The sequence below is a fragment of the Rhodococcus sp. RCBS9 genome (assembly GCF_029457415.1).
GTDB lineage: Bacteria > Actinomycetota > Actinomycetes > Mycobacteriales > Mycobacteriaceae > Rhodococcus_F > Rhodococcus_F qingshengii.
Genome location: NZ_CP120422.1, coordinates 330,258 through 355,030 on the forward strand (window position 1 = coordinate 330,258; position 24,773 = coordinate 355,030).

General features: G+C 63.7%; 19 protein-coding genes and 1 tRNA gene. 8 read left to right on the top strand and 12 right to left on the bottom strand.

Annotated elements, in window-relative coordinates; all coding sequences use genetic code 11:
• Position 1: 1 nt before the first annotated feature.
• From P0M12_RS01645 to argS, 10 genes are all read right to left on the bottom strand, one after another.
• On the bottom strand, positions 2 to 664 hold the full coding sequence (locus P0M12_RS01645; RefSeq protein WP_003941345.1) for an L-threonylcarbamoyladenylate synthase: 663 nt from the start codon (positions 662 to 664) through the stop codon (positions 2 to 4).
• Entirely contained in the window at positions 661 to 1,593 is a 933-nt protein-coding gene (prmC, locus tag P0M12_RS01650) for a peptide chain release factor N(5)-glutamine methyltransferase (RefSeq protein ID WP_054186744.1), read from the bottom strand. The genes P0M12_RS01645 and prmC overlap by 4 nt, the downstream gene beginning before the upstream one ends.
• A gap of 77 nt (positions 1,594 to 1,670) precedes the next feature.
• Entirely contained in the window at positions 1,671 to 2,750 is a 1,080-nt protein-coding gene (prfA, locus tag P0M12_RS01655) for a peptide chain release factor 1 (RefSeq protein WP_003941341.1), read from the bottom strand.
• A gap of 146 nt (positions 2,751 to 2,896) precedes the next feature.
• Entirely contained in the window at positions 2,897 to 3,133 is a 237-nt protein-coding gene (rpmE, locus tag P0M12_RS01660; RefSeq protein ID WP_003941310.1) for a 50S ribosomal protein L31, read from the bottom strand.
• A gap of 226 nt (positions 3,134 to 3,359) precedes the next feature.
• On the bottom strand, positions 3,360 to 5,516 hold the full coding sequence (rho, locus tag P0M12_RS01665) for a transcription termination factor Rho (protein WP_277377392.1): 2,157 nt from the start codon (positions 5,514 to 5,516) through the stop codon (positions 3,360 to 3,362).
• A 503-nt stretch (positions 5,517 to 6,019) separates the two neighbouring features.
• On the bottom strand, positions 6,020 to 6,964 hold the full coding sequence (gene thrB, locus P0M12_RS01670; protein ID WP_007726194.1) for a homoserine kinase: 945 nt from the start codon (positions 6,962 to 6,964) through the stop codon (positions 6,020 to 6,022).
• Positions 6,965 to 7,008: 44 nt separating this feature from the next.
• Positions 7,009 to 8,091 (bottom strand): threonine synthase, encoded by a 1,083-nt coding sequence (gene thrC / locus P0M12_RS01675; protein ID WP_003941280.1) that lies wholly within the window; start codon positions 8,089 to 8,091, stop codon positions 7,009 to 7,011.
• Positions 8,088 to 9,401 (bottom strand): homoserine dehydrogenase, encoded by a 1,314-nt coding sequence (locus P0M12_RS01680; protein WP_007726192.1) that lies wholly within the window; start codon positions 9,399 to 9,401, stop codon positions 8,088 to 8,090. Before P0M12_RS01680 ends, thrC begins: the two co-directional genes overlap by 4 nt.
• On the bottom strand, positions 9,398 to 10,819 hold the full coding sequence (gene lysA, locus P0M12_RS01685; RefSeq protein WP_003941384.1) for a diaminopimelate decarboxylase: 1,422 nt from the start codon (positions 10,817 to 10,819) through the stop codon (positions 9,398 to 9,400). The genes P0M12_RS01680 and lysA overlap by 4 nt, the downstream gene beginning before the upstream one ends.
• The gene (argS, locus tag P0M12_RS01690) at positions 10,816 to 12,468 is read right to left on the bottom strand and encodes an arginine--tRNA ligase (protein WP_003941360.1); all 1,653 of its coding nucleotides are present in this window, start codon (positions 12,466 to 12,468) and stop codon (positions 10,816 to 10,818) included. Before argS ends, lysA begins: the two co-directional genes overlap by 4 nt.
• Before the next feature lie 216 nt (positions 12,469 to 12,684).
• Between argS and P0M12_RS01695 the strand changes: the two genes are divergently transcribed.
• The gene (locus P0M12_RS01695) at positions 12,685 to 13,512 is read left to right on the top strand and encodes a DUF3105 domain-containing protein (protein ID WP_003941378.1); all 828 of its coding nucleotides are present in this window, start codon (positions 12,685 to 12,687) and stop codon (positions 13,510 to 13,512) included.
• A complete protein-coding gene (locus tag P0M12_RS01700) occupies positions 13,505 to 14,224 on the top strand; it encodes a DUF305 domain-containing protein (protein WP_047270160.1) in 720 nt (239 codons plus the stop codon). Before P0M12_RS01695 ends, P0M12_RS01700 begins: the two co-directional genes overlap by 8 nt.
• A gap of 55 nt (positions 14,225 to 14,279) precedes the next feature.
• Here the strand turns inward: P0M12_RS01700 and P0M12_RS01705 are convergent, their stop codons facing one another.
• Positions 14,280 to 16,649, bottom strand: a complete 2,370-nt coding sequence (locus tag P0M12_RS01705; protein ID WP_003941371.1) for a phosphoketolase family protein — start codon at positions 16,647 to 16,649, stop codon at positions 14,280 to 14,282.
• Positions 16,650 to 16,892: 243 nt separating this feature from the next.
• On the opposite strand from P0M12_RS01705, the gene P0M12_RS01710 reads away from it, so the two are divergent.
• The 4 genes from P0M12_RS01710 (at position 16,893) to P0M12_RS01725 (ending at position 21,321) form a co-directional block, all read left to right on the top strand.
• Positions 16,893 to 16,968 (top strand) — tRNA-Arg (locus P0M12_RS01710).
• An 89-nt stretch (positions 16,969 to 17,057) separates the two neighbouring features.
• Complete coding sequence (locus P0M12_RS01715) at positions 17,058 to 17,984, top strand: LysR substrate-binding domain-containing protein (RefSeq protein ID WP_165639706.1); 927 nt, start codon at positions 17,058 to 17,060, stop codon at positions 17,982 to 17,984.
• Between the two features lie 128 nt (positions 17,985 to 18,112).
• The gene (locus P0M12_RS01720; protein ID WP_075833726.1) at positions 18,113 to 19,441 is read left to right on the top strand and encodes an MFS transporter; all 1,329 of its coding nucleotides are present in this window, start codon (positions 18,113 to 18,115) and stop codon (positions 19,439 to 19,441) included.
• A gap of 2 nt (positions 19,442 to 19,443) precedes the next feature.
• Positions 19,444 to 21,321, top strand: a complete 1,878-nt coding sequence (locus P0M12_RS01725) for an FAD-dependent monooxygenase (protein WP_158170827.1) — start codon at positions 19,444 to 19,446, stop codon at positions 21,319 to 21,321.
• 73 nt (positions 21,322 to 21,394) lie between these two features.
• Here P0M12_RS01725 and P0M12_RS01730 read toward each other — a convergent pair whose 3' ends face one another.
• Positions 21,395 to 22,924: an MFS transporter gene (locus tag P0M12_RS01730; RefSeq protein ID WP_007726177.1), complete on the bottom strand. Its 1,530-nt coding sequence runs from the start codon at positions 22,922 to 22,924 to the stop codon at positions 21,395 to 21,397.
• 85 nt (positions 22,925 to 23,009) lie between these two features.
• Here P0M12_RS01730 and P0M12_RS01735 point away from each other — a divergent pair, with 85 nt between their 5' ends.
• Both P0M12_RS01735 and P0M12_RS01740 read left to right on the top strand, forming a co-directional pair.
• Positions 23,010 to 23,387, top strand: coding sequence for a MarR family transcriptional regulator (locus tag P0M12_RS01735; RefSeq protein WP_003941367.1), 378 nt, complete (start codon positions 23,010 to 23,012; stop codon positions 23,385 to 23,387).
• A 233-nt stretch (positions 23,388 to 23,620) separates the two neighbouring features.
• The gene (locus P0M12_RS01740; protein ID WP_007726175.1) at positions 23,621 to 24,772 is read left to right on the top strand and encodes a N(5)-(carboxyethyl)ornithine synthase; all 1,152 of its coding nucleotides are present in this window, start codon (positions 23,621 to 23,623) and stop codon (positions 24,770 to 24,772) included.
• Position 24,773 lies beyond the last annotated feature (1 nt).

Here is a 24,773-nt window from a genome sequence, read left to right on the forward strand (position 1 = left end):
GTTACGAAACTCCCTCTACGAGACTTTCCGGACTGGTGCCCAATACCTCGGCGATGGATTCTGCCGAGACGGCACCCACTCGCAAGATACGCGGTGAATTGCCGGTCAGGTCGACGATCGTGGAAGCAACGGCGTGTTCGGCCTTGCCCCCGTCGAGATACACGCTGGCAGATCCGCCGAGCTGATCTCGGGCTTCCTCGACGGTAGTTGCCGGCGGACGCCCCGAAATGTTGGCGCTCGAGACGGCAAGCGGTCCGACATCGCGCAACAGTTCGAGGGCAACCGGGTGGAGGGGCATGCGGAGCATGACGGTTCCGCGGGTATCACCGAGGTCCCAGGCAAGTGAAGGCGCCTGCTCGACGACCAGGCTCAGTCCGCCGGGCCAGAATGCGCGGATCAGATCCCGTGCCTGCGGGCGCACGCTGTAGACGAGCCCGTCGATGGTGTTCCACGATCCGACCAGTACCGGGACGGGCATGTCTCGCCCGCGTCCCTTGGCGCGCAACAGACTCGTGACAGCTTCGCTGTCGAACGCGTCGGCGGCGAGTCCGTAAAGGGTGTCGGTGGGGAGAACTACGAGTCGGCCGGCCTTGAGCGCGTTCTTCGCGGCGGCCAAGCCTGCGGTTCGGGAATCTGTCTGACTGCAGTCGTACACGGTGCTCACTCAGCCATCCTTTCACTCTGCGCTTCGGGCGTTCGATTCCGCTGTGCTTCGACGTCGGTGGCGACACGTCTGGCGACGACGAATCGCGGACGACCGGCAAGATCTGGATGCTGCGCGACCTCGCCGAATACCCGGCGCGCCGAGAACAGCGCAGCGACGCCGTCCCCGTTGGTGTCGTCGTGCTCGATGCCTGCCGCGCCGCCGATTCGAAGCCACCGCGCGATGTTGCTGATCATGGGTTTGATGACGGACAGACCGTCGACGCCACCGAACAACGCGGTGTGCGGGTCGTAATCCATGACCTCAGGCTGCAATTGCGCGCCTTCCGGGATGTACGGCGGATTGGAAACGACCAGATCGACGCCACCCTCGAGCCCCGGCAACAGGTTCCGATCGGTGACATCGCCCTGATGCAGATGGATCGGTGTATCACCGGCGGCCTCGCGGTCGGCAGCATTACGACGCGCCCACGCCAACGCGGCGGGCTCCTTCTCCACGGCGTGAACGACGGCGTCCGGACGGGCCTCGGCGATGGACAGCGCGAGTACACCCGATCCCGTGCACAGGTCCAGAACTACCGGCGGCTTGCTTCCGCAACCTTCGAGGAACGAGAGTGCCCAACCCATGAGCAGTTCGGTTTCCGGCCGCGGAATGAAGACACCCGGCCCGACAGCGACGTCGATGTTGCCCATCGACGCGACTCCGATGATGTGCTGCAACGGAATCCGCTTCACCCGTTGCGCAACCAACTCGTCGAACGCCGCGATGACCTCGGGATCGACCAACGGAATCAGCCCGAGACGCGTGCGTTCGACCCCGAGCAGGTGGGATGCCAACAACTCGGCGTCGGTGCGTGGGCTGGGCACACCTGCGGCGTCGAGCTGTTTTGCAGCTTCGATCAGCGCCAAACGAAGTGGAAGTCGACTCACGGGTACAGCCTGCCACGCTCGACCGACACGCGGTTCACCGAGTTCCCGGCGGGATGGAGGTCAGTCATGGTCTGCATCTACTCGGCCGCGAGACGCGCCTCTCGGTCCGCCTTGCCCAATGCATCGAGAAGTGCGTCGAGCTCACCGTCGAGCACCGCATCGAGGTTGTGCGACTTGAATCCGATGCGGTGATCGGTGATGCGGTTCTCGGGGAAGTTGTAGGTGCGGATGCGCTCCGAACGGTCCACCGTCCGAACCTGACTCTGGCGACCTGCCGACGCTTCAGCGTCCGCGGCTTCCTCGGCGACTACCTGCAAACGGGCTGCAAGGACCTGCATGGCGCGCGCCTTGTTCTGGAGCTGCGAACGCTCGTTCTGGCAGGTGACGACGATGCCGGTCGGAAGGTGCGTGATTCGGACAGCAGAGTCGGTCGTGTTGACGCCCTGACCGCCCTTGCCGGACGAACGGTAGACGTCGATACGCAGGTCACTTTCGTCGATCTGGACCTGCTCGACCTCTTCGGGCTCCGGGTAGACCAGAACGCCGGCAGCCGAAGTGTGAACGCGCCCCTGGGATTCGGTGACGGGCACTCGCTGGACGCGGTGAACGCCGCCCTCGAACTTCAGCCGCGCCCACACTCCGTCCGGGGTGTCCGACTTGCTCTTGATCGACAGCGTGGCTTCCTTGTATCCGCCGAGATCGGAGACCGTCGCGTCGAGAATCTCGACGCGCCAGCCATGCCGTTCCGCGTAGCGGACGTACATGCGGGCCAGGTCCGAGGCGAAGAGCGCGGATTCTTCGCCGCCCTCACCGGACTTCACTTCTAGGACGATGTCGTCGCCGTCATGCGGATCACGCGGCGCCAACTGATCGGTAAGCGTCTGCTCGAGCTGCGCGACCTCGGCTTCGAGATCGGGGATCTCGGCGGCGAAGCTGGAATCGTCGGCGGCTAGTTCGCGCGCGGCTTCCAGATCGTCCTGCGCAGCGGTGAGCTTGTTGTACGTCGACATGATCGGCGAGAGCTCGGAGAACCGCTTACCGACGCGCCTGGCAGCGGCAGGGTCGTTGTGCAGCGCCGGATCGGACATCTGTGCTTCGAGACCGGCGTGCTCCGCCAAGATGTCGTCGATGGCCGAGGGCTGGGTTGCGCCTGCCATGGTTCGCTCCGCTCTGAGTTTCGATTCCTACGGTGCGCGCTTGAAGGTATTTCGACGCCGGGACCCGGGAAACGCGCAAACCGAGTGCAGGCACAAAAAAGCCGACGCCCGATCTGCGCATGGCAGATCGGGCGTCGGCGGAACAGCTAGGACTCGGTGGCCGGGACCTTGCTGTCTGCGCGCTTGCCGTAGCGAGCCTCGAAGCGAGCGACGCGTCCACCGGTGTCGAGAATCTTCTGCTTGCCCGTGTAGAACGGGTGGCACTGCGAGCAAACCTCGACGTTGATGCGTCCGGACTCCTTGGTGCTGTGGGTCTCGAACGTGTTACCGCAACCGCAGACGACGGTGGTCGCTACGTAGGTTGGGTGGATTCCTGCCTTCATGGTGTCCCTTTCAATGGTCGCCGGGTCGACGTCGCCAATCGACATCGTGAACCGGAACCGGACTCGGCCGTTCAGTATGCCAGATGCGGTACCTCACCGGATAATCCGCGTCTCGCACGCCTCGGGGTGGCTGTACGAAGTTGTCAACGCACTGTCGCTCGGTTTTGTTCCGCCCACGCAAAAGGCCCACAACCAGCTGGTTGTGGGCCTTTTGACGTCGAATCGATCAGTCGTCGATCGCACCCGGTGCGGTCTTGGAGACCTGCATCAGGAACTCGAGGTTGTTCTTGCTCTTCTTCAGTCGATCGATCAGCAGATCGATGGCCTGATGCGAGTCCAGACCGGACAGGACGCGGCGGAGCTTGTGCAGCACCGCAGCTTCGTCCGGGCTCAGGAGCAACTCGTCCTTACGCGTGCTGGACGGGTTGACGTCCACGGCCGGGAACACGCGGCGTTCGGCGATCTTGCGATCGAGCTTGAGCTCGGCGTTGCCGGTGCCCTTGAACTCTTCGAAGATCACGGTGTCGCCGGTGGATCCGGTCTCGACCATTGCGGTAGCGATGATGGTGAGCGATCCACCGTTCTCGATGTTGCGGGCAGCACCGAGGAAACGCTTCGGCGGGTAGAGCGCCGTCGAGTCGACACCACCGGAGAGGATGCGTCCCGACGCCGGCGAGGAGTTGTTGTACGCACGACCCAGACGCGTGATGGAGTCGAGCAGTACGACGACGTCCTTACCCATCTCGACCAGGCGCTTCGCACGCTCGATTGCCAGCTCGGCAACTGCGGTGTGATCTCCCGGCGGGCGGTCGAAGGTGGAGGAAATGACCTCACCCTTCACGCTGCGCTGCATGTCGGTCACTTCCTCGGGACGCTCGTCCACGAGGATGACCATCAGGTAGCACTCAGGATTGTTGGTGGCGACGGCATTCGCGATCGCCTGCAACACGCTGGTCTTACCGGCCTTGGGCGGGCTCACGATGAGGGCGCGCTGGCCCTTACCGATGGGCATCACCAGGTCGATGACACGCGTGGTGAGAATGTGCTGCTCGGTCTCGAGGCGCAGACGCTGGTTCGGGTACAGCGGCGTGAGCTTGTTGAACTCGGGGCGCTTCTTCGCGGCCTCGACGTCGCCGCCGTTGACCGTGTCGATACGGACCAGCGGGTTGAACTTCTGACGCTGGCTGCCCTGCTCACCGTCACGCGAGACGCGGACGGCACCGGTGATGGCGTCGCCACGGCGAAGGCCGTTCTTGCGGATCAGGTTCATGGAGACGTAGACGTCGTTGGGACCGGCGAGGTACCCGGACGTACGCACGAAGGCGTAATTGTCGAGGACGTCGAGGATGCCGGCGACCGGCTGAAGGACGTCGTCCTCACGAATCTCGGTCTCGCGCGAATCGTTGGGTGCACCACCCTCACCGCGATCGCGACCACGGCCACGGCGCTCGCGGAAACGGCGTCCGCGGCGTCCGCGTCCACCCTCTTCGTCGTCGTCCGGCCCGTTGTTGCGGTTGTCCGTGCGAGGACCGGCGTTGTTCTGGCCGGCGTTGTTCTGATTGCCGCGATCCTGACGGTCCTGGCGATCCTGGCGATCCTGGTTGCCCCGGTTGCCCTGGTTCTCGCGCTGGCCCTGGTTCTCGCGCTGGCCCTGGTTGTCCCGCTGGCCCTGGTTGTCCCGGTTGCGCTCGCGACGGGGACGCTCGTTGCCCTGCTCGGCGGGAGCCTGATCAGCGTCGGACTTGCCCTCGGTGCGCGCAGGACGCTCGGCCGGAGCCTCGGCCTTGGCGGTCTCGGCGACCTTCGAGGTATCGGCGGCCTTCGCGGTGTCCGCGTCGGACTTCGCCGAAGGAGCTTCCTGCTCGATGCTCAGTTCACCCTGGTCGGGTGAACCTGCACGACGAGCGGCGCCGCGACGCTGACGTCCGCGACGGGGTGCGCTCTGATCGGAATCCTCGGCGGATTCGGTACGCGCAGGCGCGGCCTCGGCAGGAGCCGATTCGGCTGCCGGAGCTGTTTCGGCTGCGGGGGTTTCGGTGCGTGCGGCGCGAGTGCTCTTGGCACGAGTGCGCGCAACGGGTGCGTCGTCGAGAGTGAGTTCACTCTGTGCGGGTGCAGCCTTTGCGCTGCCGCCCTGGCGCTCCTTGATGGCTGCGATCAGGTCACCCTTGCGCATGCCGGAAGTGCCTTTGATGCCCAGTTCACCCGCAAGAGTGCGGAGTTCGGTGAGCACCATGCCGGAGAGTCCGGCACCACGGCGCGTTTCGGCACGCTTCGTGGAGGTCGCCACCGCACCGTTCGATGCTGAAGATGACGCCTGAGAATTGTCGCCTGATTCCGACCCGGCGGGTGCAGAAGTGGCGATGAGGTCCGTATCGGTCACGGAGGTCCTTTCCTTCCCTCACTCGCACTGCGCAAAGTCGAGGGTTCGTCCCGCAGTTCGATTGAATACCGAACTCGGTGGTGCCGTACGTGGTTGCTGTCCAGAACTGCCGGCTTGTCCGCCGTCACATGATTGTCGGAAACTCTCGCCTCAAACTTTTCATGCGCTCGCAAACCTGCCCAACGCGCCTTCGTCGACGATTCACTCCCCCGTGTGTTGAACCCCAGAGTGATGGAACCTCTGAGTGTTCGATCCGCGGAGGATTCAAACCTTCGGAGAAGGTACAAGCGTGAGGATCATGCCTGCGAGAATCATGCCAAGGACTGTGGACCCCGATTGGGAAGGAGTTTTGCCCCCTGGTGATGCACCGGCGACTGACGCGCACGATGTACGGACATAGCCCAGGATAGCGCCCAAACCTGAGTCCGGCAAGAATTTGGACGACTGGGTGTGTCAGTTCACTACCGATCGGTAGTGGGCGATCACCAGGACCAAGGCAGGGATCAGACCGTCGTCGTGGATACTTCGACGCCGTCGGCGATGTCCAATTCGAGCACACGCAGTCCGTCTGCCCGCGCCGCTTCCGCGAGTTCGACGGGGAAAGGTTCTGTGCTGAGCGCCAACACGGTGGGGCCGGCTCCCGAAACGGTCGCAGCAATACCCGCCTCGCGCAGGATCCCGATCCATCGCGTCGTGAGCGGAAGCGCGGGTGCGCGCTGTGCCTGATGCAGGCGATCCTCGGTGGCCGCCATCAACAGATCGGGCCGAGCAGTGAGCGCAACGACGGCGAGCGCGCTGCGGCTCGCGTTGAACGAGGCATCCTGGTGCGGAACCAATTCGGGCAGGAGCCCGCGAGTGTGTGCGGTGGACGACCGCTCCTCGGGAACCAGTGCCACAGCACGGATGTCGGGATGGACGTCGAGTTTCGCCGCGGAGTAGATCGGCTCGTCGCCTTCGACGGCCGGTGGGCAACTCCACGAGACGACTGCGCCACCGAGAACACTGGCAGACGCGTTGTCCGGGTGACCTTCGAACTCGGACGAGAGTTGAACCAACTGCTCTTCCGTCAAGCCGATCTCGGCATCGAGAGCGCGCGCCAGACCGTTGGCTGCTGCCAATCCACCGACAGCCGCGGAAGCCGAGGATCCCAACCCGCGCGAATGTGGAATCGCGTTGCGGCACAACACGTCCAGGCCACTGGCCCACACTCCGGCCGCCTCGAGACCACGCTCGATGGCGCGGACCACGAGATGCGAAGGACCCCAGGGCACGTCGGCAGCGCCTTCACCTTCGACGCGAATCTGAAGGCCTGAATCCGTTGTGGTGACCACGATTTCGTCGTACAACCCCAACGCCAGGCCGAGGGTGTCGAACCCCGGCCCCAAGTTCGCACTCGAGGCCGGGACGCGAGCAGTCACCGAAAGGCCGATAGGCAGGGTTATAGTCATGTCAGACACCGGATTCCGCGGAGTGGTCGATGAATCCACGGACACTATGCAAGCTCGAGGGCAGCCGCGACGGCAACGGGATCGACACCGATCGGCTCGACGTTCGGCATACCCTTCAAAGCCGTGTCAGGATCCTTGAGACCGTTACCGGTCACCGTGCACACGACGGTCAGGCCCGGCTCGAGCCAGCCCTCTGCACGTGCGGCGAGCAGGCCGGCGACGCTGGCTGCCGACGCCGGTTCGACGAAGACGCCCTCGGTGGCGGCGATCAGACGGTAAGCCTCGAGGATCTTCTCGTCGGTGGCGGCACGGAATGCACCGTTCGACTCTTCCTTCGCGGCGACAGCGCCGTTCCAGGAAGCGGGAGAACCGATTCGGATTGCGGTGGCGATGGTTTCGGGATCCTTGACGGGAGCACCGTTGACCAGCGGAGCCGCTCCGGCTGCCTGGACGCCGAGCATGCGGGGCTTCACCGTGGTCAGACCGTCCGCGTAGTACTCGGAGTATCCGCGCCAGTACGCGGTGATGTTACCGGCGTTTCCGACCGGGAGTGCGTGCACGTCGGGAGCCTTGCCGAGGACGTCCATGATCTCGAATGCCGCGGTCTTCTGGCCTTCGATGCGCACCGGGTTGACCGAGTTGACGAGACCGATGGTGGGGAATTCGGCCGTGGTCTTGCGCGCCAGCTCGAGGCAGTCGTCGAAGTTGCCCTGGACCTGAATGATCTTGGCGCCGTGCATGACTGCCTGCGCAAGCTTGCCCATGGCGATCTTGCCCTGCGGGATGAGCACGGCGCAGGTCATGCCGGCCTTGGCTGCATACGCAGCGGCCGAGGCGGAGGTGTTGCCGGTGGACGCGCACAGAACTGCGCGCTGGCCACGGGCCAAGGCGTCGGTGACGGCCATCGTCATGCCGCGGTCCTTGAAGGAACCGGTGGGGTTGAGGCCCTCGACCTTGAGGTAGACGTCGCAGCCGGTGATCTCGGAGAGGTGGCCGGCCGGCAGGAGCGGGGTGCCGCCTTCGCGCAGGGTGACGGTCTTCCAGTTGTCACCGATCGCGAGACGGTCCCGGTATGCCTCGATGAGACCCGGCCATGCCTTGTGGACGGGGTTGACGATGCCGGTCATTGTTCAGTGCCTTCCAGTCGCAGCACGCTGGTCACAGCGGTGACGAATTCGAGTTCGTTGAGGGCCGCCACGGTCTCGGAGAGAGCCGCGTCGGTTGCTACATGAGTGACGACCACCAGACGCGCGCCGGCGCCGGCGCCCTCCTGGCGGACGACGGAGATGCTCACGCCGTGCTTGGCGAACTCGGCGGCGACTGCGGAAAGCACACCTTCCTTGTCCGCGACCTCCATGTTCACGTAGTAGCGCGTGAGGATGTCGCCCATCGGGGCGACCTTGAGCTTGGCGTACTTGGACTCGCGGGGGCCGCGGCCGCCGTGAACCTTGTTGCGCGCAGCCATCACCAGGTCACCCATCACCGCGGAAGCGGTGGGGGCGCCGCCTGCGCCCTGGCCGTAGAACATGAGCCGGCCGGCGTTCTCTGCTTCCACGACAACGGCGTTGAACGCGCCGTTGACCGAGGCCAGCGGATGGCTGAGCGGAACCAGCGCCGGGTACACGCGAGCGGAAATCCGCTCCTTGCCCTTGGGCGTGACGATGCGCTCGCAGATCGAGAGCAACTTGATCGTGCAGTCGAGTGCCTTCGCCGAAGCCAGGTCGGCGGAGGTGATCGTGGAGATTCCTTCGCGGTACACGTCCGCGGCAGTGACGCGGGTGTGGAACGCGATCGACGCGAGGATCGCTGCCTTCGCCGCGGCGTCGTAGCCTTCGACGTCCGCGGTCGGGTCGGCTTCCGCGTATCCGAGTCGTCCGGCTTCGGCCAAGGTCTCTTCGTAGTCGGCGCCGGTCTCGTCCATCGCCGAAAGGATGAAGTTGGTGGTGCCGTTCACGATTCCGGCGACCTTGTTGACACGGTCTCCGGCCAACGACTGTGTGAGCGGGCGGATCACGGGGATCGCACCGGCAACAGCGGCCTCGAAGTACAGGTCGACAGAGTTGGCCTCTGCAGCCTCCGCCAATTCACCGGTGTGGTCCGCGAGCAGCGCCTTGTTGGCGGTCACGACCGACTTGCCGGAGTTGAGGGAAGAGAGAATCAGCTTGCGAGGGAGCTCGATTCCGCCGATCACCTCGACCACGATGTCGACGTCGTCACGACCGACCAGGGACTCGGCGTCCGTCGTCTGCAGTTCCTCGGGAATTCCGCGGTCCGAGCCGATACGGCGGACGGCAACTCCCCGCAGTTCCAACGGGGCGCCGACGCGAGCTTCGAGTTCCTCGGCCTGCTCACGAATGATCCGGACGACCTCGCTCCCGACGTTGCCGAGGCCGAGAACGGCCACACCGATAGCGCGATGCGCCGATTCGCTCGTCACTGCGATACCTCCAAGCTGAGCAGATCTTCCACTGTTTCCCTCCGCAGAATCACGCGTGAGACTCCGTCACGCACCGCCACCACGGCTGGGCGGGTGAGCAGGTTGTACCTGCTCGACATCGAATAGCAGTATGCACCGGTCGCTGCTACCGCTAGTAAATCACCGGGCCCGACGTCCTCGGGCATCCAGGTGTCCCGAATGACCACGTCACCGGACTCGCAGTGCTTACCGACGATACGTGCAACGACGGGATCAGCCTCGGAAGTTCGCGAAACCAACTTGGCTTCGTACTCCGCACCGTAGAGGGACGTGCGGATGTTGTCGCTCATCCCGCCGTCGACGCTGATGTAGCGGCGTGTCAGCGAGCTACCCACCGTGACGTCCTTGATGGTGCCGACCTCGTAGAGCGTCACCGTGCCAGGTCCGGCGATGGCGCGGCCGGGTTCGACGGCAAGCGTCGGCTCCGGCAATCCGGCCAGTGCGGACTCGTTGCGCACGATGTGGCCGAGCTTTGCTGCCAGTTCGTCGACGGGCGGCGGGTCGTCGGAGGGGATATACGAGATCCCCATGCCGCCGCCGAGGTCGATGATCGAAATCTGCTTGGTCTTCTCGACTCCGAACTCGGTGACGACGTCGCGGAGCAAACCGATCACGCGGTGCGCTGCCACCTCGAAACCGTCGACGTCGAAGATCTGCGAACCGATGTGGCTGTGCAGGCCGACCAGGCGCAAGTTGTCGGCAGCGAAGACGCGACGGACCGCGTCGATCGCCGCTCCCCCGGCCAGCGAGAAACCGAACTTCTGGTCCTCGTGTGCGGTGGAGATGAATTCGTGAGTATGCGCTTCGACGCCGACGGTCAGTCGGATCAACACGTCCTGAACGACACCGGCCTCACCGGCGACACGATCGAGTCGGTCGATCTCGATCGACGAGTCGAGCACGACGTGTCCGACGCCCGCGGCGACACCAGCGGCCAGTTCGGCGACTGACTTGTTGTTGCCGTGCATGGCAATTCGCTCGGCCGGGAAGTCCGCGTGCAACGCGATCGCCAGTTCGCCGCCGGAGCAGACGTCGAGCGAGAGGCCTTCGTCGGCGACCCAGCGTGCGATCTCGCCACAGAGGAATGCCTTGGATGCGTAGTGCACCTTGGCATCCGGGCCGAAGGCGCGGGCCATGTCACGGCAGCGTGAACGGAAGTCGTCCTCGTCGATGACGAACAACGGAGTGCCGTACTTCTCGGCAAGTTCACCGACCTTGACACCCGCGAGGGTCACTTCACCGTCGTCGCCGCGAGAAGCGTTGCGCGGCCACACCTGCGGTGAGAGTTCGCCGAAGGCTTCGGGGCTGGTCGGACGGTCGGGCAAGCCGGGGGCCTGCAACTGCTCGGCATGCTTGGGGCCGGCGGGGTGCGCGTTCACATTTGCTCCGGTGCGGTGACGCCGAGCAGTTCGAGACCGTTGGCCAGGACCTGTCGGGTGGCGGCGCAGAGAGCCAGACGCGCGCGGTGCACGTCGGTGGCGTCTTCGTCGCCTTGCGGAAGGATGCGGCACGCGCCGTAGAAGCGGTGGTACGCACCCGCGAGTTCTTCGAGGTAGCGGGCAATACGGTGCGGCTCACGCAGATTCGCAGCGCTCGACACGACGCGTGGATACTCGCCGATCGTGCGGATGAGGTCACCCTCCTGCTCGACGGTGAGCAGGGCGAGGTTGCTCGCGTCGGCGGACAGACCGAGGTCTGCGGCGTTGCGGGCGATCGCCGAGAGGCGTGCGTGCGCGTACTGCACGTAGTAGACGGGGTTCTCGCTGCTGGTCTTGGTCCACAGGTCGAGGTCGATGTCGATGCTCGAGTCGACCGACGAGCGGATCATGACGTAACGCGAGGCGTCGACGCCGATTGCCTCGACCAGGTCGTCGAGGGTGATGACGGTGCCTGCACGCTTGCTCATCTTGACGGCAGTGCCGTCCTTGACGAGGTTGACCATCTGGCCGATCAGCACCTCGACGGTGTCCGGATCGTCGCCGAATGCGGCAGCGGCAGCCTTGAGACGGCCGATGTAACCGTGATGGTCGGCGCCGAGCATGTAGATACAGAGGTCGAACCCACGGGCGCGCTTGTTCTGGAAGTAGGCGATGTCACCGGCGATGTAGGCGGCGTTGCCATCGCTCTTGATGACGACGCGGTCCTTGTCGTCGCCGTAGTCGGTGCTCTTGAGCCACCACGCACCGTCTTCGTGGAAGAGGTTGCCCGAACCCTTGAGGGATTCGACGGCCTTCTCGACCGCACCGGATTCGAAGAGCGAGTTCTCGTGGAAGTAGACGTCGAAGTCGACGCCGAAGTCGTGCAGGGTCTGCTTGATGTGCGTGAACATCAATTCGACGCCGATGGCGCGGAAGGTTTCCTGCTGCTCGTCGGCAGGCAGATCCATGACGTCGGGACGCTGCTTCAGAACCGAGGCGGCGATGTCGGCGATGTATGCACCGGCGTAACCGTCTTCGGGAGCAGGTTCACCCTTCGCTGCAGCGATCAGCGAACGCGAGAAGCGGTCGATCTGGGCACCGTGATCGTTGAAGTAGTACTCACGTGTTACCAAACCACCCTGCGCGGACAGAATGCGTCCGAGCGCGTCTCCGACTGCGGCCCAACGGGTTCCACCGAGGTGAATCGGTCCGGTGGGGTTGGCGGAGACGAATTCGAGGTTGATCTTCTTGCCGGCGAGGGAGTCACCCGAGCCGTACGACGCACCGGCTTCGAGAACCGACACGACGATCGCGCCCTGGGCGTCCTTGTCCAACCGAATGTTGAGGAAGCCGGGCCCGGCGATCTCGGCGGATTCGATTCCGTCGGCAGCGGTGAGGGCTTCGGCGATCCAGCCCGCCAGCTCGCGGGGATTCGTGCCGACCTTCTTGGCTACCTGCATGGCAATGTTGGTGGCGTAATCGCCGTGCTCGGGGTTGCGTGGTCGCTCGACGGTGAGGGTTTCGGGTAGCACGGATACGTCGAGGCCACGATCGGCAAGGACGCTCGCTGCGGTTCCGCGGAGCAGTTCGGCAAGGTCAGCTGGAGTCACAGGTATTCATCCTATTGCCTGCACACCGGAAGTGGAGACTCGCCTCACGCCTCGCTCTCCGTGAACGTGCGCGGGGCCGCTGTGGCGTGTCGCACGCCACTCTCAAAGTTTGCCCTCAGACTCGGAAAGTACAGTGGTAATGCCCGAGCTACCACCGCGTACCTTCATGCGCGGGCGCGCCACACCTCAAGCCCACACACCGAAAGAGCCCAATCGATGCCAAGCGGTTCCGATAGTCGCGGTCCCAACAAGAACTCCGGGGCCAAATCAGCCAAGGCCATCAAGGCCGCCAACAAGAACAGTCGGCCGGCCAAGAAGGGCAAGGGCGGCGTCCCCGCTCCCCGCCAGATCCCCTGGCTGTCGATCGGCGCCGGTGTGGCTGTGCTCGCACTCATCGCCGTGCTCGGTATCAATCTGTGGCCCAAGGTCGAGGAGCGGCAGGCCCTCGAGCCGTACAAGTACAGCTCGGAGAACAAGGATCCGTCGGACAAGATCGACGGCGTCCTCAAGATCGAGTACCCGGCCGGCCAGCACGTCGATTCCACTCAGCGCGTGGCGTACGACCAGACCCCGCCGTTCGGTGGCCCGCACGACGCCACCTGGGCTAACTGCACCGGAACCGTGTACGCCGACCCGATTCGCACCGAGAACGCCGTCCACTCGCTCGAGCACGGCGCCATCTGGATCACGTACAACCCCGATCTCGTCGACCAGGACCAGATCGACAGTCTCGCCGGACGCGTGAACGGCAAGTCCTACATGCTGATGTCGCCGTACCCCGGTCAGAGCAGCCCCATTTCTCTGCAGTCGTGGGGCCATCGCCTCGAGATCGACAAGGCCGACGACGATCGCATCGATCAGTTCATCACTGCGCTGAACCAGAACCCGAACGTCTACCCCGAGGTCGGCGCGAGCTGCACCAACCCGCTGTTCACTCCGTCGACGTCGCCGTTCGATCCGACACCTCCGGGCGCCGACGCCATCCAGATGGACGGCACGGGCGCTACCCCGGCCACCGACGAACAGATTCCCGCCGGTGGATAGTTCGACGAACACCGATCAGTCTTCGAAGCCGAGTCAGCGCACCGCACTGCTGATCATCGGTCTGATCGGCGCGATCGCCGTCGGTTTTGCGCTCGGCGCACTTACCAACCTCCTCGGACCCGATGCGAAGTCGTCACTGACCGTTCCGGCTTCGGATTCGGTGGACGTGGGCTTCGCGCAGGACATGAGCGTGCATCACAGCCAGGCCGTCGACATGGCGTCCATCGCCCTGACGAAGTCCACCGACAACGACGTACGCACGCTCGCGTTCGACATCTTGACCACGCAGCAGAACCAGCTCGGTCAGATGCAGGCGTGGCTGACCATGTGGGATCAGCCGCTGTCCAAGGTGGGCCCGTACATGGAGTGGATGTCGTCCGATTCGGGCTCCGGCCATGGATCGCACGGGACTTCGGCCACGATGGACATGAGTCATTCCGGGCCGGTCGACACCATGCCCGGCATGGCGTCCCCCGAGGACCTTGCGGCTCTCCGCGCAGCGGAAGGTCTGCAACTCGACACCTTGTTCCTGCAGCTGATGCTTCGTCACCACGAAGGTGGGCTTCCGATGATGGAGTACGCAGCAGCCGACGCCACCGAGGGGCCGGTGCGCAGCCTGGCGCAGACGATGGTCAACACGCAGCAGAGCGAGTCCAAGCTGATGACCGACATGTTGGCAGCTCGCGGCGCAATGCCACTGCCCATGAACTGAGCAGAACTGAACTGAGCCGAGAATGTTCAGACCCAACTGGGCCTGGTCCTGAATTTCAGGACCAGGTCCAGTTTTCTACTTCCGGCATGTCTTCGAGGTGCTCGACGATGTAACGCGAGTGCTTTTCGAGTTGTGTGCGGCAGAACTCCGCCAACTCGGACGCCCCGGCCGGCCGACGCTTGGAGCGTCGTAGCGCCTCGATCACCAGGTGGTAGCGGCTCATCTTGTTGAGGACAACCATGTCGAACGGTGTTGTGGTTGTTCCCTGTTCACTGAATCCGCGAACGTGGAAGCGCTCGGGACTCGGACGCCCGTGAATCAGTTCGTGCACGGCACGCGAGTATCCGTGGAATGCGAACACGACGTCGGTCTGCGCGGAGAACAGATCGAGGAAGACCCGCTCCCCGAATCCGTGGGGATGCTCGGTTGGCGTCAGCAAGGCCATCAGATCGACGACGTTGACGACGCGGGTGATCAGTTCGGGTGTGTGATCGCGCAGCAACTGTGCAGCAGCCAGGATCTCCTGCGTCGGCACATCTCCCGCGGCGGCCAGGACCACGTCCGGTTCCTGTCCGCGAGCCTCGGTTCCGGCCCATTCCCAGACCGAAGCGCCCGCCGCGCAGTGCTCGTGCGCTTGCTCGAGCGTGAGGTACTGCAGGTGCGGTTGCTTGTCCACGACTATCAGGTTGACGTGGTCGGTACTACGCAGGCAGTGATCCGAGATCGAGAGCAACGTGTTGGAATCCGGCGGCAGCCACACGCGGATCACACTGGGTGCCAAGGGAATAACGGCGTCGATCATGCCGGGGCCCTGATGACTGAATCCGTTGTGGTCGTTGCGCCAGCACGTACTGGTCAACAGCACGTTGAGCGAAGCAACAGACGCCCGCCACGGCAGGTCGACGGCATGTTGGAGCCACTTGGCGTGCTGGATGAGCATCGACACGCTCACCATCGCAAATGCTTCGTAGCTCGCGAACATCCCGTGTCGGCCCGACAGCAGATAGCCCTCGAGCCATCCCTCGCAGAGGTGCTCGCTGAGGACCTCCATGACACGACCGTCCGCGGACAGCCCGTCGTCGTAGTCGGTGATCGGCAGTTGCCAGCAGCGATCGGTTGTCTCGAATACGGCGCCGAGGCGATTGCTCGACGTCTCGTCCGGACAGAAGAGTCGGAAGATCCCGCCGCTGTCCTCGGTTTCCGTGGCGGCGTAGATGTCGCGCAGAAGCTCGCCGAGAACTCGCGTCGTCTCGTGGAAGGTCGAACCCGGGGATTGGATGGGAAGCGCATACTTTTCGAGCGGCGGCATCGGGAGATCGACGCGAAGTCGTCCACCGTTCGCGTAGGGAGTGCTCCCCATGCGCTTGTCCCCCGTCGGCGACAGCGCCGCCAGCTCCGCGACGAGTGATCCGTTGGCGTCGAACAACTCGTCCGGACGGTACGACCGCATCCACTCTTCGAGTTGCCGCAGATGTGATTCGTTGCTTCGCACGCCGGACAACGGCACCTGGTGCGCACGATGTGTGCCCTCGACCAAGATTCCGTCGACGGTGTGTGGACCGGTCCATCCTTTCGGCGTCCGCAACACGATTGCCGGCCACGAACCCGTCCACTCCTCTCCGCGGCGTGCGGCACCCTGCATCTCGCGGATCTTCTCGTGCGCCTGCGAGATCGCTTGATACAGCTGAGGAAACACCGCGTCGGGGTCGTCACCGGAGACGACGATCGGCGCCCACCCCTGTCCACCAAGATAGGCCTGGATGTCTTCGTCGCTGCTGCGTCCGTAGACCGTCGGCCCGGCGATCTTGGCACCGTTCACGTGCAGGATCGGCAGCACCGCGCCGTCGCGTCGTGGATTCAGGAACGCCGGGAGCTTCCACGAGCCGGACAACGGCCCGGTCTCCGCTTCGCCGTCGCCGATCACACAGGCCACCACGAGGTTCGGATGATCGAAGGCAGCGCCGGCCGCATGGGCAAGGGCGTAGCCGAGCTCGCCGCCTTCGTGGATGCTTCCGGGTGTCTGCACACTCACATGGCTGGGCACTCCGCCGGGAGCGGAGAATCGCCGACACATCCGGTGGATGCCCTCGGCGTCGTCCGAGACTTCCGGATAGATCTCCGAGTACGTTCCCTCGAGATACGTCGACGCGACCAGCGCCGGACCGCCGTGCCCGGGACCGGTCACGTAAAGCCAGTCTGCGCCGGTGGCGACGATGTGCCGATTGAGGAGCGTGTAGATCATCGACAAGCCGGGGCTGGTCCCCCAGTGCCCGAGCAGTCGGGGCTTGATGTGCTCGGCACGCAACGGTTCCCGCAGAAGCGTGTTGTCCTTCAGATAGATCTGCGCGACGGTCAGGTAGTTGGCCGCTGCCCACCACTTCAGGTCGAGCGCGAGCTGGTCTTCGGAATAGTGGTGATCGGTCATCAACGACTCCCGTACCTCACGAGGGTGCCCGAGCAGTCCGCCCGAGCCTGTGCTCAGAGCCGAGCCTAGGCGTAAAAAGCATCCGAGTCAGTCGGTACAGATGATTCGACGACCATGGTCCCCGGCCGCATCCTCGACTACCTCACGCGAGGACGCCATGCCGAGACGGGTGCCGGTTTGGTCTTGTCCCCCCGTGATGCGCTACGCTAACGCAGCCCAATCGGCACACCGAAAGTTCGGTGCGCCCCCGTAGCTCAGGGGATAGAGCGTTCGCCTCCGGAGCGAAAGGTCGCAGGTTCGAATCCTGCCGGGGGCACCACGAAGACGCAGGTCAGCGATTGATCGTCGACCTCTTCACGGTGCCACACCAAAATATTCAGGGAAATCTACCCGACTACTGTCGATCTCATGCCTCGCATCGATCCTGCTCCCACGTACACGATGCGTCAGCTTGCTGCGTTTGTCGCGGTAGCCGAGACCGGAACGATCAGTGCCGCGGCCGAGCGCCTGCACCTCTCTCCTTCCGCCCTGTCCGCGGCGCTCACCGAACTCGAACGCGCGCTCAAAGTTCAACTGTGCGTTCGCCGTCGCTCATTCGGCATTCAACTGACCCGCACCGGTGAATCCGTTCTGGTGCGCGCCCGGGCGCTACTTCAGCAAGCCGGGGAACTCGAATCCGATGCGCTCGGAACCGGCGGAAGCGTGTCGGGGCCCATCGCGATCGGCTGTTATCCCGCTCTGGGGCCGACGGTGTTGCCGTCGATGATCGCCGTGTTCACCCGTGAGAATCCTGACGCGCAGGTGGAGTTCCGCGAGGACACTCAGAATCGGCTCCAGACACATCTCGAGAACGGCGAGTTGGACCTCGCAATCGCTTACGACCTGGACCTGTCTCCACAATTGCGCACAGTTCCGTTGGCCATCCGCGAACCCTTGATCGTCCTGGGTGCAGAACACCCACTCGCGCGGTCCGAGCGACCGATCCATCTTCCGGACCTGGCGGAACACCCGATGGTTCTCCTCGACGCGCCGCCGAGCACCAAACACGCGCTCGACGTCTGTCGCGCAGGCGGATTCGCCCCGAAGGTTGCCTACAGAACTGCGAACTTCGAGACGGCGAGGGCATTTGTCGGCCGTGGCCTCGGCTGGACGCTGCTACTCCAGCGGCCCAAGATCGACGTCACGTACGAGGGGCTCGAGGTGGTCGTCAAGACCATCGCTTCCCCCGCCGTGCCGTCGGTGCACGTAGTTCTCGCTTGGCACCAGAACACTCGCCTCAGCCGCGTCGCACGCGCTTTCATAGAATTCGTTTCACCCTCAGAACCTGCCCAATAGTCCCGCTACCAGGCAGCGGAGCTGGTTCCACGTATTTTCCGTGCAAGAACCTCCAATTCTTTCGCTTTTCAATTGTTGTGGCGCACGTCATTGTTTCTTCAAGCCACATTCATCTCGAAAGGCACTTCATGACCTCCATCGCCTCACCGACCGCAACGCGCGCCGCCGCGACGGTCAAGGCGCGTAAGGCCGCCCTCGGCAGCTTTGTCGGCACCGCCATCGAGTGGTACGACTTCTTCATCTACGGCACCGCCGCCGCACTCGTGCTCGGCAAGCAGTTCTTCCCCGGCACGTCCGATCTGGCCGGCACCCTCGCCGCCTTCGCCACCCTCGCCGTCGGATTCGTCGCGCGTCCCATCGGCGGAATCGTGATGGGCCACTTCGGCGACCGCATCGGACGCAAATCCATGTTGGTCACCTCGTTGATGCTGATGGGCTGCGCCACCGTTGCCATCGGGCTGCTACCCAACTACGCCGCTATCGGCGTCTTTGCCCCCATACTCCTGGTGACCTTGCGATTCGTTCAGGGACTCGGTGTCGGCGGCGAGTGGGGCGGCGCAGTTCTGGTCGCCACCGAAAACGCACCGGAGGGCAGGAAGGGGCTGTACGGCAGCGCACCACAAATCGGTGTTCCCGCAGGCGTACTGGTGGCCAATCTCGTCTATCTCCCCCTCGCCGCCTTCATGGACGACGATGCATTCAACTCCTGGGGATGGCGAATCCCGTTCCTGCTCAGCGCAGTTCTGGTGGGCGTTGCGATGTGGATCCGACTCGGCCTCGAGGAAAGTGACGAGTTCACCGCGTCGAAGTCCGAAGCACCGGCGGAGTCCATGCCGATTCTCGAGGTTCTCACCAGACACTGGAAGACAGTGCTCCTCGCCGGTGGAACCTTCATCGCCACCAACGGAATTGCCTACGCGTACATGGTCTACGTCCTCAAGTACGGCGAGACCGAACTCGGCTTCAGCAAGACCACGATGCTCTTCCTTCTCATCGCATCCTGCCCGTTCTGGATGGCGGGAATGGCTTTCAGCGCTCACAAGTCGGACACTCTCGGACGCCGGACCGTCTACATCCGCAGTTCGATCACCCTGGTAGTGGCGGCAGCGGTGTTCTTTCCGCTGATCGACACAGCGATCGTTCCGGTGATGCTCGTATCGATGATCGCCCTCGGCTTCACGCTCGGCTGCTGCGCCGGCCCACAAGCGGCACTGTTCGCCGAATTGTTTCCCGCACACATCCGCTACAGCGGAGCGTCACTCGGCTACCAGATCGGCGCAATCCTCGGCGGCGGTCTGGCCCCGATGATCGCCACCGCGCTCTACGCCGCCTTCGACACCTCGTTCGCCATCACCGTGTACTTCGTGATCATTGCCGTGATCAGCCTGGTTTCCATCCTGCTGCTCCCGGAACCTCAATTGATCCCGAAAAACACTGCCGCACAGAAAGCCTCGTGACCATGTCGACCTACTTTCATCCGAAGAAGTACGCACCCGAGGACTTCGCCTCCCTGGCGCCTTCGGCCGACGCACTTCCCGTCGTGATCGTCGGAGCCGGCCCCGTCGGCATGGGCGTAGCCATGGGCTTGGCGCAGCGCGGCATTGCCGTCACGATTCTCGAAGCGGCCGATCAGGTCTCGTTCGGCAGTCGCGCGATCTGCGTGTCACGCCACAGCCTCGAAGTTGCCGAACGCCTCGGCTTCGGTGCCGAGCTCGAAGACCTCGTTCTGCCGTGGGTGGGTGGTCGGAGTTACTACCGCGATCAGGAAGTACTGCAGTTCCGCATGGCATCCGCCGAGCACGACGCGCGTGGACCCATGGTCAACGTCTCGCAATCCGAGTTCGAGCAGATCATGACCGACAAGCTGCTCGCTCACCCACTGGTGAACTTCCACTGGTCGTCGTCGATCGCCGGCATCTCCGTCGGTGACAACGAGGTGACTCTGACCGTCGACACCGCGTTCGGAACCCGCGAACTGCGCGCGGCGTGGGTCGTTGCCGCCGATGGTGGACGCAGCAAGATGCGCGAACTCAGCGGAATCCGCTTGCAGGGCAACAGCTACGAGGGCAACTACGTCATTGCCGACATTCATTGGGAATCGGAACTCCCGGCCGAGCGTCTGGTGTGGTTCGACGCACCCAGCAACCCGGGGTCCACGATCATCATGCATCGCCAACCACGGGACATCTGGCGCATCGACTACCAGCTCGACGCCTCGGACGATCCGGAAGCGGAGACGCAAGAAGATCGCATCCGTGACCGCATCACGCGTCACCTCGAATGGCTCCAGAGCGACATCCCCTGGACCCTGGAATGGTTCGGCTTCTACCGCGCCCACGCACTCGCTCTGGAAGATTTCACTCACGGCCGTGTGCTTTTTGCCGGCGACGCCGCGCATCTCGTTCCGATCTTCGGTGTTCGCGGCCTGAACTCGGGCATGGAAGACGCCGAGACCTTGGTGTGGCAACTAGCCGCCGTCATCAACGGAGCTGCCGATTCCACCATCCTCGACGCGTATTCGAAGGAACGTCGCAGCGCGTGGCAGCAGAACGTCGACAACGCAGGCAAGTCGACGCTCATCATGTCGCCGGGAAGTCACGGCTACCGGACCACCCGCGATGCCGTACTCGAACTCGCCACCAAGCGAAGCGAATTCGCGCACCTCATCAACCCGCGCCAGTCGAGTGCGACGCACGCCCGGCTCTCCCCGCTGACGTGGCCGACAGCTGCGGGCGCCGAGGGCGTACTACCCGGCGATCCGTTGGAAGACAGGGTCGTCCAGGTCTCGGCGGACGGTTCATCTACCTCCTTGAACAGTCTGCGCGGTACTGGATTCGGCCTGCTGGCTTTCGGACTGTCAGCTGAGCTGGTATCCGAACTCGACACGCAAGCCGAAATCCTTGCTCAGGCCCTTGCACCGGAAACCGTACGCGTGATCACCGTGGGAACTACCGACTCCACGGTTCCCGATGCCGAAGGCAATCTCGCATCTGCCCTCGGCGCTCGTGTCGGCGAAATCTTCGTGATTCGGCCCGACGGATTGGTGCTGTGCCGCATCAGCGATCCCACGCAATTGAACGACGTGGCCAAACACCTCACCGCCGGCACTGCGCCGACGCACTTCGATACGGCACAGTCGGCGACAACTGCGGTGGTCGACGACGAGGGCCACCGCGAACACGTCTGGTTGGCACTGTCGAATGCACTGGATCAGGCTGATCCGTCCGACCGCGAAGCCATGTTGGCGCGCCTTGCCTTGATTCTCGGTTCGCAAGCTACGTCGACGACCTTCGACGTAGCACTGAAAGACGCTGCCCTGAAATCTGCCACGCGATAGTTCAGACACAGCAACTCGGCCGCGCAGGATTGTCCCCTACGCGGCCGAGCGCATTCGCGGATGAAGCGAGTATTCAGTTGACCTCGGCCAATTCCTTTTCTTCCTCAGCGCGCATTTCACGCACGGATCTTCCCCGCTGCGACCTTCCACGTACCAGCGGCGAGACGGTGATCGCCAAGCCCACCAGCGCGACCCCGGTGACCAGGATCAGTCCGGGATGGAACTGCTCGAATCCGGCGGTACCGGCGCCGGACGCGGTGTGCGATCCAGCGGTTACGAGGGCAGTGGTCAGAGCGAGCACGAGCGCCGCACCGACCTGAGCGGAGGTGTTCACCAGCCCGGACGCCAAACCCTGCTCCGAGTCGTCGACACCCGAGGTGGCCTGGGCCATGATCGAGGTGTACCCCAGCGCGAATCCGAGTCCGAGCAGGATGACGCTCGGCAGAATCGCCACGACGTACGACGGTGAATCGCTGCCCGCGAAGAGGAACCAGAGGTACCCGACGCTGAGCGACGTCAGTGCCGCGATGATGAGCTTGGCACTGCCGTACAGGTCGACCAGCCGTCCGACGAACGGTGATCCGAAGGCGACGATGATGCCCGCGGGCAGCAGTGCCATCGCCATCTTCAGGGGCGACCAGCCGAGGGCCGACTGCAGGAAGATCGTCATCATGAACTGGAAGCTCAGGTAGGAACCGAAGAGCGCGATGATGGCCAGATTCGCACGAACGATAGTGCCGACGCGCAGAAGCCCAAGTCGCACAAGCGGATGCGCCACCTTCTTCTCCACGAAGAAGAACGTCGCCAGAAGCACGGCTGCGACGGCGAACGAACCCAGCGTCATCGGGTGTGCCCATCCACGGGTCGGAGCCGAAACCATCGTGTACACCGTGAGAAGCATTCCCGTCACCAGGGTGACGGCGCCGACGAGATCGTGTCCCCCGGTATCTGCGGGACGGTCCCGCGGAATGAGGAAGTACCCACCGATCAGCGCGATGACGGCAAACGGAACCGGCATCAGGAACGTGAATCGCCAACCGGCACTGGTCAACAGCCCACCGAGGATCAGACCGGACGAGTAACCACTGGCGCCGAACACGGAGAACACCGACAGCGCACGGTTACGGGCCGGACCTTCCTTGAACGTCGTGGTGAGAATGGACATTGCGGTCGGAGCGGTGAAGGCCGCGGCCAATCCCTTCACGAATCGTGATGCGATCAGCAGTGTTCCGTTGTCGACAAGGCCACCGACCAGCGAGGCGATTGCGAACACGGTCAGTGCGATCAGGAAGACCTTCCTGCGCCCGAGAAGATCGGCGGTACGTCCACCGAGTAGCAACAGGCCGCCGAATCCGAGGACGTAGCCGTTGATGATCCACTGCAGCGAGGTAGTGGACAGGCCCAGTTCATTGCCGATGGACGGAAGCGCGACGCCCACCATCGACACATCGAGACCGTCGAGGAACAACACGAGGCAGAGCACCGCGAGGATGCCCCACAGCTTGAGGGACCAGCCCTCCCCTGTGGCCGGATCCGAGGATTCCGTAGAAACCGGGGCTTCCGGCGAATCGAATGGTTTGAGTGTCGAGTCTGTGCAAGTCACGTCAGCGAGAATAGATGCACATGCACATAATGCACAAGCATTTAATGCAATTGCACGTAATCGAGTCTTCAACTAGAATGCGGTCGTGACGTCGGAATCCGAATTGCGCAACACCTGGCGCTCGCTGTCGACCAGCTACAACGACATCGCGTGCGAACTCGATCGCCAGATGCAGTCGGCGCATGGGCTGAGCATGAGCGACTTCGAGGCTCTCGACCGACTCATGGACGCCACGTGCGAACGTCCACGCATGCAGGAGCTTGCCTCGGAGATGTACCTGAGCCCCAGCGCGCTCTCCCGTAGCGTGGCCCGTCTCGAGAAGGCCGGACTGGTTCAGCGAGCACTGTGCGAGGCCGACCGGCGCGGAGTCTTCGTCGACGTCACCGACAAAGGACGTCAGGTACACGCGGACGCCAGCAAAATCCAACTGGCCGTACTGGATTCACGCCTGCGCGAGCAGTAGCCACACGTCAGCGGAGCACGACACAGCGCCCGGCCACCGGGCGAGGGCCGTTCCGGACTAGACTGAGCACATACCGACGCGCCTTTCTGTTGCCGTCGGCGATCGACAGCAGCGCAGCCAGCACGCTTTCACGCGGTCCTGGCCGAGGCAATCTGCCAGCGTTCCTGCGGCTTCTGCTAGTCCCTCAGGCTCCTGCCTGACATCTCTACCTGCTCCTATCGAGAGATACACAATTGAACAACGCACGCACCCTTGGAGTCATCGGACAGTCGAGCAAACCGGCAGAACGCCGGTTGCCGATCCATCCTGCGCATTTCGATCGCATCGATGCCGAACTACGTTCTCGGATCTACCTCGAAGAAGGCTACGGCCACCCCTTCGGCTACTCCGACGACTACCTCTCGCGCCTCGTTGCCGGAATCCGCACGCGCAAGCAGATTTTGGCGGAAACCGATGTGGTTCTGCTACCGAAGCCGTTGGTGCGTGACCTCGCCGAACTACGGTCAGGTCAGGTTCTCTGGGGCTGGCCGCACTGTGTCCAGGACACCGAACTGACACAGATCGCGATCGACAAGAAACTGACTCTCATCGCCTTCGAGGCCATGAACTTCTGGCACAGCGACGGATCGTTCAATCTGCATGTGTTCCACAAGAACAACGAGCTCGCCGGTTATTGCTCGGTACTGCACGCCCTGCAGTTGATCGGTTCCACCGGTGATTACGGCCGGCGTCTCACCGCTGCCGTGATCGGTTTCGGAGCCACTGCACGCGGCGCGGTCACAGCACTCAAGGCGCACGGTATCCACGAAGTGGACGTCCTCACCCAGCGTGGAGTCACCGCCGTCAGCTCCCCCATCCACTCGGCGCGCATGGTCTCGTTCGACAACAACAACGGTGACGTCCGTGGCAGCCACGTCATGCTCGACAACCACAGCGTGCCGGTGCCCGGTTTCTTGGCCGAGCACGACATCGTCGTCAACTGCGTACTGCAGAACACGGACGCCCCACTGACGTTCCTGACCGAGGAAGATCTCATGGACTTCCAACCGGGAAGCCTCATCGTCGACGTCTCGTGCGACGAAGGCATGGGGTTCAGCTGGGCTCGTCCCACCTCGTTCGCGGATCCGACCTTCATCGTCGGCGACAACATCACTTACTACGGCGTCGATCACAGCCCGTCGTACCTGTGGAACTCCGCGTCGTGGGAGATCAGCGAATCACTTCTTCCCTACCTGCCCACTGTGATGGCAGGAGAGACGGCCTGGAAGGCAGACGAGACCGTCGATCGGGCCATCGAAATCCGGGACGGCGTCATCGTGAATCCCGCCATCACACGTTTCCAGCACCGCTCGTCGGACTACCCGCACGCTGTCATCGCGGAGTAGG